Origin of the sequence: Streptococcus parasuis, assembly GCF_021654455.1 — a bacterium.
Classification (GTDB): domain Bacteria; phylum Bacillota; class Bacilli; order Lactobacillales; family Streptococcaceae; genus Streptococcus; species Streptococcus parasuis.
The window spans coordinates 1,964,725-1,980,892 of record NZ_AP024276.1 but is presented as its reverse complement, the minus strand read 5'-3'; the positions used below and the strand labels follow the sequence as shown (position 1 = coordinate 1,980,892).

General features: G+C 40.9%; 14 protein-coding genes. 12 read left to right on the top strand and 2 right to left on the bottom strand.

The window, feature by feature from the left end:
- Positions 1 to 6 precede the first annotated feature (6 nt).
- The 3 genes from L6410_RS09925 to L6410_RS09915 all read left to right on the top strand — a co-directional run bounded on the left by L6410_RS09925 (position 7) and on the right by L6410_RS09915 (position 3,498).
- The gene (locus L6410_RS09925; protein ID WP_237395431.1) at positions 7 to 939 is read left to right on the top strand and encodes a tagatose-6-phosphate kinase; all 933 of its coding nucleotides are present in this window, start codon (positions 7 to 9) and stop codon (positions 937 to 939) included.
- 1 nt (position 940) lies between these two features.
- Complete coding sequence (gene lacD / locus L6410_RS09920) at positions 941 to 1,918, top strand: tagatose-bisphosphate aldolase (protein ID WP_172055460.1); 978 nt, start codon at positions 941 to 943, stop codon at positions 1,916 to 1,918.
- A 410-nt stretch (positions 1,919 to 2,328) separates the two neighbouring features.
- The gene (locus tag L6410_RS09915; RefSeq protein WP_172055461.1) at positions 2,329 to 3,498 is read left to right on the top strand and encodes an SIS domain-containing protein; all 1,170 of its coding nucleotides are present in this window, start codon (positions 2,329 to 2,331) and stop codon (positions 3,496 to 3,498) included.
- Between the two features lie 165 nt (positions 3,499 to 3,663).
- Here the strand turns inward: L6410_RS09915 and L6410_RS09910 are convergent, their stop codons facing one another.
- Positions 3,664 to 5,931 carry a Xaa-Pro dipeptidyl-peptidase gene (locus L6410_RS09910; protein WP_237395430.1) on the bottom strand — a complete coding sequence of 756 codons (2,268 nt, stop codon included), beginning with the start codon at positions 5,929 to 5,931 and terminating at the stop codon, positions 3,664 to 3,666.
- A gap of 191 nt (positions 5,932 to 6,122) precedes the next feature.
- Between L6410_RS09910 and L6410_RS09905 the strand changes: the two genes are divergently transcribed.
- The 4 genes from L6410_RS09905 to L6410_RS09890 all read left to right on the top strand — a co-directional run bounded on the left by L6410_RS09905 (position 6,123) and on the right by L6410_RS09890 (position 9,216).
- Positions 6,123 to 6,857 (top strand): CppA family protein, encoded by a 735-nt coding sequence (locus L6410_RS09905; protein ID WP_237395429.1) that lies wholly within the window; start codon positions 6,123 to 6,125, stop codon positions 6,855 to 6,857.
- Positions 6,854 to 7,795 carry a serine hydrolase domain-containing protein gene (locus L6410_RS09900; RefSeq protein ID WP_237395428.1) on the top strand — a complete coding sequence of 314 codons (942 nt, stop codon included), beginning with the start codon at positions 6,854 to 6,856 and terminating at the stop codon, positions 7,793 to 7,795. The genes L6410_RS09905 and L6410_RS09900 overlap by 4 nt, the downstream gene beginning before the upstream one ends.
- Complete coding sequence (locus tag L6410_RS09895; RefSeq protein ID WP_172025091.1) at positions 7,792 to 8,343, top strand: DUF1697 domain-containing protein; 552 nt, start codon at positions 7,792 to 7,794, stop codon at positions 8,341 to 8,343. Before L6410_RS09900 ends, L6410_RS09895 begins: the two co-directional genes overlap by 4 nt.
- An 81-nt stretch (positions 8,344 to 8,424) precedes the next feature.
- The gene (locus L6410_RS09890) at positions 8,425 to 9,216 is read left to right on the top strand and encodes a COG3942 and LysM peptidoglycan-binding domain-containing protein (RefSeq protein WP_172025090.1); all 792 of its coding nucleotides are present in this window, start codon (positions 8,425 to 8,427) and stop codon (positions 9,214 to 9,216) included.
- Positions 9,217 to 9,479: 263 nt separating this feature from the next.
- Here the strand turns inward: L6410_RS09890 and pflB are convergent, their stop codons facing one another.
- The gene (gene pflB, locus L6410_RS09885) at positions 9,480 to 11,825 is read right to left on the bottom strand and encodes a formate C-acetyltransferase (RefSeq protein WP_024391743.1); all 2,346 of its coding nucleotides are present in this window, start codon (positions 11,823 to 11,825) and stop codon (positions 9,480 to 9,482) included.
- Positions 11,826 to 12,062: 237 nt separating this feature from the next.
- On the opposite strand from pflB, the gene dinB reads away from it, so the two are divergent.
- The 5 genes from dinB to L6410_RS09860 all read left to right on the top strand — a co-directional run bounded on the left by dinB (position 12,063) and on the right by L6410_RS09860 (position 16,060).
- A complete protein-coding gene (gene dinB, locus L6410_RS09880) occupies positions 12,063 to 13,130 on the top strand; it encodes a DNA polymerase IV (RefSeq protein WP_237395427.1) in 1,068 nt (355 codons plus the stop codon).
- 42 nt (positions 13,131 to 13,172) lie between these two features.
- Complete coding sequence (locus L6410_RS09875) at positions 13,173 to 13,592, top strand: Rrf2 family transcriptional regulator (RefSeq protein WP_237395426.1); 420 nt, start codon at positions 13,173 to 13,175, stop codon at positions 13,590 to 13,592.
- A gap of 135 nt (positions 13,593 to 13,727) precedes the next feature.
- Positions 13,728 to 14,354 carry an NAD(P)-dependent oxidoreductase gene (locus L6410_RS09870; protein ID WP_237395425.1) on the top strand — a complete coding sequence of 209 codons (627 nt, stop codon included), beginning with the start codon at positions 13,728 to 13,730 and terminating at the stop codon, positions 14,352 to 14,354.
- A 102-nt stretch (positions 14,355 to 14,456) separates the two neighbouring features.
- A complete protein-coding gene (locus tag L6410_RS09865) occupies positions 14,457 to 15,374 on the top strand; it encodes a 1-phosphofructokinase family hexose kinase (protein ID WP_336512763.1) in 918 nt (305 codons plus the stop codon).
- A gap of 47 nt (positions 15,375 to 15,421) precedes the next feature.
- On the top strand, positions 15,422 to 16,060 hold the full coding sequence (locus tag L6410_RS09860) for an endonuclease III domain-containing protein (protein ID WP_014636205.1): 639 nt from the start codon (positions 15,422 to 15,424) through the stop codon (positions 16,058 to 16,060).
- Positions 16,061 to 16,168: the final 108 nt, after the last annotated feature.

Below are 16,168 nucleotides of genomic sequence, written 5' to 3'. Positions count from 1 at the left end.
GCTGCCATGATTTTGACAATTACCTTAAACCCGTCGGTTGACATAGCATATCAGTTGAGCCAGTTTCAATTGGATTCTGTCAATCGAGTAGAAAAGGTTCAAAAGACAGCTGGAGGAAAGGGTCTAAATGTCACACGAGTTTTGAAACAAATTGGTGAAGATGTTCTTGCGACTGGTTTTATTGGTGGAGAACTTGGGAATGATGTAAAAAATCAGTTGTATCAAAATCACATTAAGAGCTCTTTTGTGGAAATTAGTGGTGAAACTCGAAACTGCATTGCTATACTGCACGAAGGGCAACAGACAGAAATATTAGAACAAGGACCAACTATCCAAGAACATGAAGCCTTGAATTTTATTGAACATTTGAGAAACTTGTTAAGCAAGGTGGAAGTGGTTGTCATTTCGGGCAGTTTACCCAAAGGACTTGAAAGCGATTATTATGTAAAAATTGTTGAATTATGTAAAAAGTTTGGCGTAGCAGTAGTTCTTGATTGTTCTGGCGAAGCATTAAAAAAAGTTCTTGAAAGTAAAGAAAAGCCGACGGTAATTAAACCGAATACCGAGGAGTTATCACAGCTAATTGGAAGTGATGTCACCGATGAGAACCAAGAGTTACAATCAGTACTTTCAAGTCAGATATTCCAAGGAATTGAATGGGTAGTTGTATCCTTGGGAGCAAAAGGGGCTTTTGCCAAACATAAAGATAAGTTTTATCGTGTCAGGATTCCTAAAATTGACGTTGTCAATCCAGTGGGTTCAGGAGATTCAACAGTGGCAGGAATAGCTGCTAGTCTAGCACATGCATTACCAGATGTAGAACTTCTTAAAAATGCAAATATTTTAGGAATGTTGAATGCCCAGGAAGAACAGACAGGTTATGTCAACTTAGAACATTCAGAAGAATTGTATTCTCAAATTGAAGTCGAGGAGGTATAAGGTGGTTTTATCAACAAATAAGAAAAGATATATGGAAAAAATATGCAGTGAGTCGGGAATTATTTCAGCTCTAGCATTTGATCAGCGTGGTGCATTGAAAAAAATGATGGCAAAATACCAAGCGGAGGAACCGACTGTAGAACAAATAGAGGAGTTGAAAACTCTAGTGTCGGAAGAATTAACAAAGTATTCATCATCTATTCTTTTAGACCCAGAATTTGGTTTACCAGCATCTCGTGCACGTGATGAACATTGTGGCCTGCTTTTAGCTTACGAAAAAACAGGATATGATACGGCTAGCACGAGTCGATTACCTGATTGTTTGCCAGAATGGTCTGTAAAACGACTAAAAGAAGAAGGTGCGGATGCCATTAAATTTCTTCTTTATTATGATGTAGATGGTAATCAGTACGTAAATCTCCAAAAACAGGCCTATATTGAACGTATTGGTTCTGAATGTCAGGCTGAAGGGGTGCCATTTTTCTTGGAAATTCTAAGTTATGATGAAACAATCGATGACACAACAGGTATCGAATTTGCCAAAGTAAAACCTCAAAAAGTAAATGGAGCTATGAAACTATTTTCAGAGGAACGCTATGGAGTAGATGTTCTTAAGGTGGAAGTTCCAGTCAATATGAATTTTGTAGAAGGTTTTGGGACTGGGGAAGTTGTGTATACAAAAGAAGAAGCTACTGAATATTTCCGTCAGCAAGAAGTTTCAACCCATTTGCCATACATTTATCTCAGTGCGGGTGTATCAGCTAGACTGTTCCAAGAAACTCTAGTGTTTGCACATGAAGCAGGCGCTAGATTTAACGGTGTCTTATGTGGTCGTGCGACTTGGGCAGATGTTGTGCCTGTTTATATTGAACAAGGTGAAACCGCTGCGCGTGAATGGTTACAAACAGTTGGTCGGGCAAATATTGAGAAGTTGAATGCTGTTTTGAATCAAACTGCTTGCTCTTGTAGGGATCAATAATTGATTTATTTCGAATACAAATTGTTGGGAACGTCTTTCTATTTGATGGGAGGGCGTTTTTAATTGGTAAATCTTCAGAGTAATCTCAATCCTATTTGTTTCTAAAAGTTACCTGAGAAAACAGCACAATATCAATTGAATTTTGTCTTAATCTAGTTATACTCTTCGAAAATCAGAAATATCCGTTGTCAAATTGCTTTGATGAATTCCACTTCTACCGTCGGCTTCGTTTCCTTGGCTACTTTTGATGTTTATTGAGTATTACTAGTTTTTGTGACTGACCAGAATTAACTTTGAAGATCTAGCTAACATTTTAAATTTGACATATTAACCTATTTTAAATTGACTTTGCTGAGCGAATAGGTTATAATAAAATAAAAACTGGTTATAACCAGAGGCAAGGAGAAGTTATGTTTCGTTTAGCAAAAGAAGAACTTGAAAAATTGGGCGCAAGTATTACTGCAAAGGAAATTTTCCAACAACCTGGTCTATGGCAAGAGGCATATCAACTATATGTGTCTCAGCTAGAAGCGATAGAAAGTTTTCTATCGGGGATAAAAGAAAAACATGATTTAATCCAAGTAATTTTTACAGGAGCAGGGACATCAGACTTTGTTGGTCAGAGCATTGCAAATTATCTAAACCAAGTCAATGACCTGAAACACATTCGTTTTTCTACAGTTGGTTCTGTTGAACTAGTTGGACGCCCCTATGATTATCTTCAAGCGGATATTCCAACTATTTTAGTATCATTTGCCCGTTCAGGAAATTCACCTGAGAGTGTTGCAGCGGTTGAAATCGCTAAACAGTTGGTGAATGAGCTTTATCAAGTGACAATCACGTGTGCACCAGAAGGAAAACTAGCTATTGCGGCTGAGGGGGATACCGATAACCTCTTGCTCTTGCAACCAGCAGGTTCAAACGATAAAGGTTTTGCAATGACTGGAAGCTTTAGTTGCATGTCTTTGACAGCCCTTCTAGTATTTTCACCAGCTAGCCAAGAAGAAAAGGCTCATTGGGTTGAAACGATTGTTCGCTTAGGTCAAGATGTCCTTGATCGGGAGGACTATGTACAAGATCTTGTCAATCTAGATTTTGAGCGTGTTATTTATCTGGGCGCTGGTGGTTTCTATGGCTTAGCTCACGAAGCTCAATTGAAAATCCTTGAGCTAACAGCTGGAAAGATTGCTACAATGTATGAATCTCCACTCGGATTTCGTCATGGTCCAAAGTCATTTATTAATGACAAGACATTGGTTATTCTATTCGCATCAAATGATGCTTATACTCGCCAGTATGATGTTGACTTGCTCAATGAGGTTCATGGAGATGGAATTGCTGAGCGCATTGTGGCATTGTCAGCTGACAAGCTGGTAGGTACAGAGGCAGCAAACTTTGTTTTGGCAGAAGGAGGAGCTGGATTGCTAGATGTCTTCCTAACCTTCCCATACATTATCTTTGCCCAAACTGTATCCATCATGTCAGCCATTAAATGCAAAAATTTACCAGATACACCGTCCCCAACTGGTACAGTAAACCGTGTTGTGCAAGGTGTTATTATTCATCCTTTAGAAAAGTAGGAACATTCATTCGAGTTGTACAGTAGTGCGACTCGTTTTGACTCGTCTATTTGAATTGGTAGAAGCAATTTACATTGAAAAAACGCATAGAATCATAATGAACATGATTTTATGCGTTTTGTTTTGGGTATTCCATTTTAAATAAGACGGAATGGAAATATTTTATTAATGCGGTAAGATTAATTGAGATTGGCTTAAATCAAGGCTGATTTGCCATTCGGAATTATCTCTTACAGTGCACTCAAAATCAGTCGTATAAAGGACTAAGCGGAGTTTATCACCTTTTTTAAGTTTATAAATAGTTGGTTGCAGTTCCCATCGAAGTGTCATCCATTGATTTGGCGTAACGGCTTCTACAGTCAATAAATCGGTACGATTTTGAAGATTGATGAATCCTTTGGTAATCAGGCGATGAGGCGTTTCTGTAAATGGAAGCTCAGTTAGGTTTTCTTGGGCGTAATACCGACCGTTATCCAAGCTGGTTCGAGACACCATTCCTGGAATTGGGCTGAGACGTTTGGCAGGGCCAAAATCCAAGAGTTGGGCTGAAAGCAATCCTTTGCTGACACTTGATTTGACCTGTAGTTGAAGGATGGCTCTCCCATTTAGATGGATATCTTGATCCAATTCGATGTCAATGGTCACTTGGTTGGCTTTGTCCCCAGTGAGATCTTGGTGGAATGTAGGATATGATTTGCAATACTTTTCAAAGGTTTCTTCGTCGTAATGATTTTGGATTTGCGCTTGATCTTGTCCCAATGGGAATTGAGATTCTATCTGTCCTCCAAACGTTTCTAAGTCAGTCCATGTTTGAGCTGCGCTGTTATCTTGCCAAATGATAGTAGGAAGCTGGTAGTCATTGTCATATCCCAGTAATTTTTGGCTAAGTAGAGCATTCATGGATTCACGGAAATCGATTGACTGCCAATTATTCATATAGACATGGGCGCCGTTATGGAAGAAAAGATGTTTCTTGATATGATCAGGTAGAGTATGGAACATGTTCCATACATGAATTGGTTTCACATTCCAATCTTGTGATCCATGGGTAAAGACAACTTCACAGTTAACCTTGTCCGCGTGGAGAAGATAGTTACGGTCGTGCCAGTATTGGTTGTAATCGCCATTTGAACGCTCAAGTCCGACGCGCTCAGCTGCCAGTCCTCTTTCGTAGGTTTCTTTGTTACGAAGGAAATCTCCTGCTTGTAGGCTCTTAGAATAGGTTAAAGCAGTTAAGCTATCTAAATCTTCTCCAGGATAGCCTCCTGGACTTGTAACGAGCCCGTTTTCCCGGTAGTAGTCATACCAAGAGGAAATTCCTGCTTCTGCGATGACGACTTCCAAACCCTCTACACCAGTTGTTGCTAGGGCGTTGGACATTGTACCCAAGTATGAGAGACCAGTTGTTGCTACCTTGCCATTTGCCCAATCAGCTGTGACTTGAAGTGAACGTGTATGGTCTGTATAGGCCTTATTACGGCCGTTTAGCCAGTCGATAACTGCCTTATATCCTTCTACCTGTTGGAAGTCTCCAGAGGTCATATAGCCCGTAGATCCTAGCGTACCGACACCGGAAACATGAATGCTGGCAAATCCACGACTAAGGAAGTATTCGTTTAGGGAATAAGAGCCAATATGCCCTAGTTTTTCAGTTGCGGGGCTGCTTGGGAGATCCCGATTGTCTAATTTCAGTTTGTTGATTGTGCTTGATACGACCGAAATAGTGCCAGCTGGTTTCTCAGTTAACTCGCCCTCCATCTTATGCAGGGCTTTGTCGCTAGCTACCTCGTTGACACCTTGATGATAAGGACTGTTGGTAATGACTGCAGGAATTTGTCCATCAAAGCGTGGGCGGAGAATGGACACCTTAACCAAATCCGTTTGCCCACTGTCAGCTGTATCTACAGGCGCTTCAACATAGACCACCTCCCGGATGAGCTGTTTGGTTGAAAAAGTTGCTAGGGATTTACCATTGAAGAAGTGGTACTGGTTATCTTCGGGAATCAAATCATCGCTGACAAGTTGATCTATCAAGGTATTACCAGACTTAGTACGAGTATTGAGCAGATGGTAGATATTTTCGATAATATCACCGTAAACAATTGGGAAATTGGTTTTCTTTACAAAGTCGTTTATATCTGTGTAATCAAAATTTGGAACAAATCCAAGCAATTGGAGAGCTACATGATAGAAAATTTGGTCTGTAACCTCGTGCTCAGAGCGGAAAAAAGTTAGTAAATCCGTTTTCCAGTCCGCAATCATATTGGACAATGCGAGGTCAGTGTTGCTAGTCAGAAAATGGCATTTTCTCACAAATGTTTCTAAATTTTCCTTGTTGCTGGCATTTGGATTTAGGTGGAAACCGAGACTGGCAAGTTCTTGGAGGTAGATGGAATCCTCTTTTTTGATAAAAGAATATTGGTTAAAGCGCATAAATTCTCCTCTTTTTTCTGATAATAGTCTATAATAGACATTATATCCGATGCTCCTTGCTTTGTCTAAGGAGAAAGAGATTTATTCGCATAAATTTACAAAAAAGTGTAAATATCGACATTAAATCAGTTGTAAAAATGGATAAAATTCTATAAAATAATAAGGTACAGTAGGAGGAGAAACAAGATAGAGTGTTAAATACAAAAGCAGCAATTGTTCCGGTTGTACGGATCAATAATAGAAAATTAAATCAAGAATTTTTAGAGAGAGACTTAGGGATGAAAACCATCCTTGAGGAGGGGGCATTTGCAGAGTTTAGCGGACATGCTGGTGTGGAGACAAAGCTTGTACTTGTTGAGTCACCAAGCATGAGAACCCGTGCAGTAAATGGGACTAAAAAGTTAAATAAGATCATCATAAAAGTAGACAAGGCTGAAGAGATTGAAGCCCTATTAGCAGCAGGTACACAGTATAGCAAGCTCTACCAAGGAAAAAATGGCTTTGGATTTGAAGCTGTTTCGCCTGAGGGAGATACATTTCTGTTGCATGCGGAAGCATCTGCTGAGGAGTTAAAAACGATTCTTCCACCAGTTCCATTTAAAGGACAGGATGATTTTTCTGGCTTGACGGCTTTTACAGTTGAGTCGGTTTGGATAAATACTCCGCAGGCAAGCATCAGCCAAGATTTTTATGAAACCATCTTGCCAAATCAAACTTTTTTACGCTTTATTGGTGCAGAAGGCGAAGAGTTATTAGCCCCCGCAGAACAAGTATGGGATTTAGATAGTTTACGTTTCCCAGTTGAGAAAGATTTTGATTGGGCAAACTTGGAAAGCCAGTTAGAGGGTCCGTTCTTTAAGGACAAAAAGGAGACATTCATTCAAACTGTGGACCCAAGTGGCATTGAATTGTGGTTCGAAAAATGAGACAAGTTATTATAGACAAGATTTCAGAGCAGATTGAACAAGGGGTCTATCCTGGTGCCAGTCTGGCTCTTTTTTCTAAGGGTCAGTGGCAGGAGTACTATCTGGGCACACAAGATGGTCAGGTGCCAGTTCAGCCGGGCTTGACCTATGATTTAGCCTCCGTTTCCAAAGTAGTGGGTGTAGGGACACTTGTGATTTTTTTGGTCAATAGCAGAGCTCTGGAGTTGGATAGGACCTTACAGTCATACTATCCAGCTTTTCAAAATAGTCAAGTAACCATCCGTCAACTACTAACCCATACTAGCGGTATTGATCCCTTTATTCCCAATCGGGATAATTTAAATGCGGAGCAGCTTAAAGAAGCAATTTTAAATATCAGGGTCACAGATAATAAGGATTTTCTCTATACAGACCTCAATTTTCTTCTACTGGGCTTTTTGTTGGAGGAATTAAGTGGAGACAGTCTGGACCAGCTTATTAGACGAGACATTCTAGAGCCCTTTGGCATGTCCCAAACCTCCTTTGGCCCAGTGAGTCAGGCAGTGCCGACAGTGCGTGGTGTGCCGTCTGGTGTGGTGCATGATCCCAAGGCGCGTGTATTGGGTGTCCACGCAGGAAGTGCAGGTCTTTTTTCGACGATAAAGGATTTGGAAATCTTCTTGGAGCATTACCTGACAGAGGATTTTGCGGCAGATTTGACTCAGGACTATGGTTTTGATGATAAGCGCAAGCGGTCGCTGGCTTGGGATAAAAAGGGGGATTGGCTGTCGCATACAGGCTATACGGGAACCTTTATCATGTACAATCGACCCTTGCAACAAGCGGCTATTTTTCTCTCAAATCGTACCTTTGAAAAGGATGAGCGTGCCCAGTGGAAGTTGGATCGAAACCAGGTTATGGCTCTAATTCGGCAGGTTTTAGAGGGAGAAGGAAAATGAGATATGTTCTTTTGCTAAGGGGGATCAATGTTGGCGGTCGTAATAAAATTGTGATGGCAGATTTGCATCAAGCAGTGGCGGATTTAGGTTATGACAATGTTGAAACCTACATTAATAGCGGCAATCTCTTCTTTGATTCAACCAAGAATAGAGGGGACATTGTTGCTGAATTTCAAACTTTTTTCACAGAAAGATACCCCTTTGTGGAGCAATTTGCTCTACTAGATGCCCAAGATTATCAAGCAGAAATCGATCAGCTTCCAGCTTGGTGGCAAGAAGAATTGGCGAGAAAGGATGTTCTCTTTTTCACCGAAGGATTGGATAAGCAGGCTATGGTGGACTATATTCAGTCCTTGCATCTAGGTGATGAAGTTCTACATTTCTCCGACTATGCTATTTATTGGGGCAAATACACTGAAAATAGCTATCTACAAACGGCCTACCACAAGCAGTTAGCTAAGTCACCATTTTACAAGCAAGTGACCATTAGGAACGAGAAGACTTTCTCAGCTATATCAAACTATTTAATGAATGAAACGAGACGATAAATCGTCATTTATTTGTAATACTTTCGACATCTTTTCTTGTCAAAATCTTGGTAAAATGAAATCATGATGAGGAGGTGTCATATGAAAAAGTTTAGTTGCAAATCTTTATTGTCTTTAGCAGGAGTTGTTGTTACGCTAACTGTTGCATCTAGTGTAGAGGCTGCCAGTCATGTAGTGGCAGAGGGAGATTCCATGTTTTCTATTGCGGAGCAATATGGGGTTGATCCCTACCAATTGGCTGAAGTGAATGCGATGGAAATAGACGGACTGATTACACCAGGTCAACGTTTGGATCTTCCAGCTGATTCTAATGAAGAAGTCTCAGTTGCGAGTCAATCAGACTATGTTGTTCAAGATGGGGATTCGTTTTATGGGATTGCAGATGCTTTTTCATTGGACGTCTACGAATTGTTAACACAAAACCAAATGACCTTAGAGACGCCACTCTATCCTGGACAGATTTTGAAATTAACAGAAACTATCTGGAATCAGACTAGTGAGGAAAGTGCTGATAGCTACTATCTACCAGGCTATGAGTATGAACCAGGCATTAACTACCCTGTTGGTCAATGTACTTGGGGAGTACAGAAAGTTGCTCCTTGGGCAGGTGACTGGTGGGGGGATGCCGCATCATGGGGAGCCAATGCGGCGCGTGATGGTTTCCTTACAGGATCTGTACCCGAAGTTGGAGCGATTATTTCATGGAATGATGGCGCTCTAGGGCATGTTGCGTATGTAACGGCTGTAAATGAGTTGGGTCAAATTCAAGTACTTGAAGCCAACTATCATGGTCAGCAGTGGGTGGATAATTTCCGCGGTTGGTTCTATCCGACGGATACTGTTGGTGAAATCACTTATATTTACAATTATTAGAAGAATAGTCCCTTCTCTCAAATTGCATTTTGGGAGAGGATTTTTTTATGAACTGGTTCTGTATCCTTCCGAAGATTTACTATCCTACCGCAAATATCAGAATATTTTTTGACATAGTATAGTCTTTTAGTTTACTTTTAGTACTAGGCAACGAGCCGCAGGCATAACTGGAGTTAGGCAAGGTGAGTTAACGACGTAATAAAAGATAAACTAAATGACGATAAAAAGGACCTGCATGTGCAAGTCCTTTCGTGTTTGCTTGATTAAGCTTGACCTGAAACTTCAGCAGCGTGGTCGTCCATTGAAAGAACTTCGTGGAAGACACGTTGAGTCAATTCAGTTTTTTGCTCTTTAGTGAGGTATTTAGTGTTTACGCAGTATCCAGAGATACGAACGATAACATCTTCACCAGCCATGATTTTTTCATAAACGTCGTTCAAGTCCATAACGTTCAAGTTAACGTGTTGACCACCTTGTTCAAAGTAACCATCAAGGATTGTTACCAAGTTGTTTACTTGCTCATCGAATGTTTTACCAAGTGCTTTTGGAGAAACTTGAGTAGTCAATGAGATACCGTCGTTGGCATGTTTGAAGTTGAGTTTAGAAAGGGTGTTCAAGTTTTGCAACCAACCACCACGAGCTTTAGAAGTTGGGTTAGCACCTGGTGGGAAGAATTCTACCTTAGTAGTGTTCACAGAACCATCTTCATTGAGGAATACACCACGGTGAACTGGAGAGTTACCAGTTTGTTTAGAGTAAGCAACGTTTGAAGTGATTGTCAAGATAGAGACAGTAGCTTCAGCATTCTTGTACAATTTATGTTTGTTCAAACGAGTGAAGAATGCTTCCATAAGCCATTTCGCAATATCATCTACACGGTCATCGTCTTCACCATAGCGTGGGAAGTCACCAGTTACTTCGTAGTCGTAGATAAATCCATCTTCATCACGGATTGGTTTAACTTGTGCATATTTGATTGCTGACAATGAGTCAACAGTGTTTGCGAAACCACAGATACCGAAGCCCATGTTAGCACGAAGGTGAGTTGGCAAGAATGCCATTTGAACTGCTTCGTAGTTGTATTTATCTGTCATGAAGTGGATGATATTCATGGCATCAACATATGTATCTGTCAACCAGTCAAGGGCGATTTCAAAGTTCTTAACCACTTGGTCGTAGTCAAATACTTCAGATGTGTTTGGTTCAACACCGTCGAATACTTTGTAATCTTTGTGAACATCATCGTAACCGTTGTTCCAGCTTGAAAGAAGGGCTTTAAGGACGTTTACGCGAGCACCAAAGTATTGGATGTTGTGGCGTTGGTCTTCGCTTTCTGGATCAAGTGGAGATACACAGCAAGAAATACAAGACATTTCACCATAACCATCTTTGGCCATTGTTGTTACACCTTCATATTGGATAGAAGAGTGTTTGTGGCTCATTGCCATACAGTAACGACGGAATGAATATGGAAGTTTGTCTGACCAAAGAACTGTCAAGTTTGGTTCTGGAGAGTTACCGATGTTGTCAAGTGTGTTTAAGAAACGGTAGTCCATCTTTGTAACACGGTGACGACCATCGTTACCCATACCTGCCATAGATGTTGTCAAGAATGTTGGGTCACCAGAGTAGATTTCGTCGAATGCTTTTGTACGAGCAAATTTCACTGTACGAAGTTTCAATACGAAGTCATCAACAAATTCTTGGATTTCAGATTCAGTAAATGTACCACGAGCCAAGTCACGTTCAGCGTAGATGTCAAGAACGATTGGTACACGACCAAGTGAAGTAGCGGCACCATTGATAACACGACATACAGCCATGAAAGCAATGTTTGTCCATTGGATAGCTTCTTTAGTGTTCATTGCAGGTTTGCGAACGTCTACACCGTATGAGTCACCCAAACGTACAACTTGTTGCAAAGCTTGGTATTGAAGGTTGATTTCTTCACGAAGGCGGATTGACTCTTCATCGATTTCAGTAATCGCATTCCAGTCAGCTACTTTTTCTTCCATCAAGTAGTCTGCACCGTAAAGTGCCAAACGAGCGTACATACCGATGATACGACCACGTGAGTATGCATCTGGAAGACCAGAAACGTGGTGTGAGTGGCGAGCACGGCGAATGTCAGCTGTGTAAGCACGGAAGATACCATCGTTTACAGTTGTAGCGTGTTTTGTATAGATTTCATGAAGGAGTGGGTCTGGAGTATAGCCGTTTTCGATCAAAGTTGTTTCAGCCATACGAATACCACCACGTGGCATGAAGTTAAGTTTGAAGAGCTCATCATTTTGGATACCAAAGATGAGTTCGTTTTCTTTATCGATGAAACCTGCTGGAATATCAGCGATAGAAGTCGCACGGTCGATATCCATTGGAAAACGAGTATCTTCGTAACCAGCTTTTGTTTCTTCAATAATTTTCTTGATATGAAGTGAACGCTCAGTTGGGCCTGCAAGGAAGCTTTCATCTCCATCATATGGAGTGTAGTTGGCTTGAACGAAGCGAGTTACACTTGCTTTATCTTGCCAATCTGTACCTTTGAAGCCTTCCCAGGCTTGGGCGAAAATGTCTTCAGCAACATTTTTTGTTTTTACTTTTGTTGACATGAGGGTTCTCCTTTTGAACATTTCGGTTAATACCGGTATGGTCTTATTATAGCACTTGAAAGCACTTACTTCAAGATTCAGACTCGTGAAAGTTTGTGAAAATTCTTTCAATCATTTTCATGTAGATATAGGTACGTGCAAGACGTTTAAATAGAGTCATTTGGATAATCTGTTCAGAGTAGCTTTCTTTTCATTAGCAGATGATTGCGGTATAATCTAAATTGTAAAGGAGTAACCATGTTAGTATTTCCCTTAATCAATGATTTATCTAGAAAAATTATTCATGTAGACATGGATGCTTTTTTTGCTGCCATTGAGGTAAGGGACAATCCTGAGTTGAAAGGAAAGCCTGTTATTATTGGGGCAGACCCTAGGCTGTCTGGCGGAAGAGGCGTTGTGTCAACTTGTAATTATGAGGCGCGTACCTTTGGGGTTCACTCGGCTATGTCCTCAAAAGAAGCCTATGAACGTTGTCCGCAGGCTATTTTTATTTCTGGTCATTATGAAAAATACCAAGAAGTTGGGCGACAGGTTCGAGAAATTTTCCATCGCTATACTGATTTGGTGGAGCCCATGTCAATTGATGAAGCCTATCTAGATGTGACGGAAAATAAGTTAGGCCTTAGCTCGGCAGTTAAAATCGCCAAACTAATCCAATACGACATATGGAATGAGTTGCATCTGACTGCTTCAGCTGGTGTTTCTTATAACAAATTTTTGGCAAAAATTGCTTCGGATATGGAAAAACCACATGGATTGACCTTGATTTTACCAGAAGAGGCTGTGGGGGTATTGGCATCCTTGCCGATTGAAAAATTTCATGGTGTTGGCAAGAAAACTGTAGAACGACTACATGATATGGGGGTCTACACAGGGCAGGATCTGTTAGATGTACCAGAGATGGTTTTGATTGATACATTCGGTCGTTTCGGGTTTGACCTCTATCGTAAGGCGAGGGGAATTTCCAATTCTCCTGTTAAGGTGGATCGAGTGCGCAAGTCTATTGGTAAGGAAAGAACCTATCGGAAATTACTTTATCGAGATGAGGATGTACTGAAAGAGTTAACCAGTCTTTGTCAACGGGTTGCTAGTAGCTTGGAGCGTAATGAAAAAAAGGGCAGAACAATTGTGTTAAAGGTGCGTTATGGTGATTTTTCTACACTGACCAAACGCCATAGTCTTGATGAATACACCGACCAGTTAGATATCATTGAAAAAGAGGTTCGTCAGTTGATTGAAGAGATTGGACAAGTTGAAAAAGGTATCCGGTTGTTAGGAGTGACAGTCACAAACTTTCAGCCTTGAGTTCTGATTCGGACTGTGATAGACTGAGAAAAAGGAGAAAAGATGCAAATTTCAAGTAGATTTACCATTGCTAGCCATATCTTAGTTTTGCTAGCTTTAGAGGGGGAGAAGGAAAAACAGACTAGTGCCAGTATTGCTGGAAGTGTGGGTGTTAATCCTGTTGTTATCCGAAATATTTTATCCCAGTTAAAAGAAGCTAACTTAGTGAAAGTGGCACGCGGTGTAGGTGGGGCACATTTGGCTAAAAAACCAGATCAAATCACCCTATTGCATGTCTATCAGGCTGTTGAACTATTCGGAGAAAAGGGGCAATTATTTGCTTTTCATGAGCAACCTAATCCCTCTTGTCGAGTAGGGAGGAAAATCCATCCCCTCTTAGATCATCGTTTAGAAGAAGCGCAGGCAGCTTTGGAAAGAGAACTTGAACAGTCGACCATTGCTGATTTACTGGCGGAACTATAATTATATTTCAATGAAGGAATCATCAGTTTGATGATTTTTTTAATTTAACCAGTTGTAATCATTGACATTACAACAAACTTGCGATATACTATGGTTGTAAACAAAAACATTACAACAAATCGTGAGGTAACTATTATGAAAATTGCTATTATTGCTACAAATGGGAAATCAGGTCAAGCTATTGCAAAGGAAGCAGTAGAACGCGGTCACCAGGTGACGGCTATTGTCCGTTCTGAAAACAAGAGTGTGGCCCAAGAAGTTCTCCAAAAAGATGCTTTTGACTTGACCAAAGAGGATTTGGCAGGCTTTGATGTAGTAGTCAATGCTTTTGGTGCTTGGACGCCAGAAACTCTACCAGGACATTCTCAATTGGCCAATCATTTAGTTTCATTGTTAAACGATACTCCAACACGTTTGCTGATTGTAGGTGGTGCAGGCAGTCTTTATTTAGACGAGAGCCAGACAGCTATGCTGAAAGATACACCAGATTTCCCTGAGGAATACCTGCCAATCGCTGAGGCTATGGGTGCTGGTCTAGACCTTTACCGTCAGGCGACAGCGGTTAACTGGACCTATATCAGCCCAGCAGCAGATTTTGATGCAGAAGGTCAAAAAGCAGGTGCCTACACTTTGGCTGGTGAGGTTTTCCAAGTCAATGCCCAAGGTGAAAGCTATATAAGTTATGCCGACTATGCGGTGGCTTTGGTTGATATTGCTGAAAAAGGTGGATACAAGCAAGAACGTATTTCGGTATTTGCATAAAAATAAAGGACCTTAAAAAGATAGTTCTCTTTGGAATTATCTTTTTATTTTTTTGCTTATATACAGTATAATAATATAAAAATAGAAAAGGGGACAGCTAAGATTCACTTGATTTGTCCCAATCCAGCTCTGGACCGTACGCTACTTGTTGAAAAAATTGAAAGGAATATTCCCCTGCGACCGACGGAAGTGAGGGATTATCCTGGTGGAAAAAGCTTCAACGTGGCCTATGCCCTCCGTGAAAATGGTGTGACAGACTTCAATATTCATACTATTTTGGGTGGACAAATTTGTCGCTATATTCAGGAGCTAAATACTGATAGTGGAAATGCTCTGCGCGTGGTTGAAAACAGCCAGAATACTCGGACGTGTAATATCTATGTCGAAACCAGTACGGGTGATGTGGTGCTTTTTTATGAGAAATGCTTTGAGCTAACTGCGGAATTACTTGAACAATTCACTCAGCAGATTGAAAATAGCCTGCAAGCTGGCGACATCCTAGTCTTTTCAGGTAGTCTGATGACGGGGATGCCGGATGACTATATTCAGCAGTTTATTGAAAAATACCCAAAAGTTCTTACCATATTGGACACCAGTGGACCAGCTCTACGTGCAGCTTTTCAAGCTCGCCCAGCCCTTATCAAAATCAATAATGAAGAGCTTAAAGAAATATATCCAGAGTTAGATGAGGAAAGTCCTGAGGATATTTTACGAATTCTGAAAGATGTAACCCCTCATGAGAACATCATTATTACCATGGGAGGCAGAGGTAGTCTGGCAAAAATTGGTCAACGCTTCTTTCGTATCCAGTCACCAAAGAAAGAAGCACGCAATCCCATTGCGGCAGGGGATTTCTATCTGGGCGTGCTTGTCAAGGGAATTAGTCAAAATCAAGACCCAGAAATCTTTTTGAAAGAAGCAGCAGCCTTTGCGACAGCTAATTGTTTGAATTATTTTCCAGAGGTTGAAGCAGAGCAGTTTGAAGCGATTGTAGATACAATATTACTAGAGGAACTGTAGCATTGTATCCCTTTACTCATCGTGCTATAATGGCAAGGAGAAACAAGGTGAGATGGGGGATAGTAGTGGAACAGTTGACGGTTCTTTACCAAAATTTAAAACGGCGATATGGTGAATTCCACTGGTGGAATGATGAAAATCCTATAAAGGATTTGGTGTCTATGATTCTTATCCAGCAAACAACGGAAGCAAATGCCAAGCGTGCTTTAGAACAGTTGGAGGGACGGTTGACAATTCATTCGCTTTTAGAGATGCCTGTGGAGGATTTACAAGAATGCATTCGCCCAGCAGGATTCTTCAAGCAAAAATCACTCTACATTCGGTCAGTGGTTGAGTGGGCCAATCAGTTCGATGGAGATTTTTCTCGCCTAGATCGTGTTGAGACAGCAGTACTCCGAAAAGAGCTGCTGAGCTTGAAGGGGGTTGGCAATGAAACTGCGGATGTTATTTTGCTCTATTTGTGTCGAAGAAGTGTTTTTGTGGCGGATCAATATGCTCTTCGGCTATTTAATCGGTTAGGACTTAGCCAGTCTCAGGATTATTTGAGTTTGAGACAGGAATTTACAGAGCAGATAAAGGATTGGTCAGTAAAAGACGCTCAGGAGCTTCATGCACTGATTGATGAACATGGCAAGCAGTTCAGATTAACAAAGGGGCAGCTTGATGAATCATGGTTGATGATATAGTCAATTAGTGTATCTTTTATTACTAAGAAGAGCGAGGAAGCCTCATTTCCTTATTTCCGAGTTCAAACACTCCAGTGGACTGTCGAAGTAGCTTGTAGCGCGTTGTCT

Coding starts and splice junctions, on each gene's coding strand:
- dinB (WP_237395427.1), top strand. CDS start 12,063: ATGTTAGTATTTCCCTTAATCAATGATTTATCTAGAAAAATTATTCAT.
- L6410_RS09875 (WP_237395426.1), top strand. CDS start 13,173: ATGCAAATTTCAAGTAGATTTACCATTGCTAGCCATATCTTAGTTTTG.
- L6410_RS09890 (WP_172025090.1), top strand. CDS start 8,425: ATGAAAAAGTTTAGTTGCAAATCTTTATTGTCTTTAGCAGGAGTTGTT.
- L6410_RS09895 (WP_172025091.1), top strand. CDS start 7,792: ATGAGATATGTTCTTTTGCTAAGGGGGATCAATGTTGGCGGTCGTAAT.
- L6410_RS09900 (WP_237395428.1), top strand. CDS start 6,854: ATGAGACAAGTTATTATAGACAAGATTTCAGAGCAGATTGAACAAGGG.
- L6410_RS09915 (WP_172055461.1), top strand. CDS start 2,329: ATGTTTCGTTTAGCAAAAGAAGAACTTGAAAAATTGGGCGCAAGTATT.
- pflB (WP_024391743.1), bottom strand. CDS start 11,825: ATGTCAACAAAAGTAAAAACAAAAAATGTTGCTGAAGACATTTTCGCC.
- L6410_RS09925 (WP_237395431.1), top strand. CDS start 7: ATGATTTTGACAATTACCTTAAACCCGTCGGTTGACATAGCATATCAG.
- L6410_RS09870 (WP_237395425.1), top strand. CDS start 13,728: ATGAAAATTGCTATTATTGCTACAAATGGGAAATCAGGTCAAGCTATT.
- L6410_RS09910 (WP_237395430.1), bottom strand. CDS start 5,931: ATGCGCTTTAACCAATATTCTTTTATCAAAAAAGAGGATTCCATCTAC.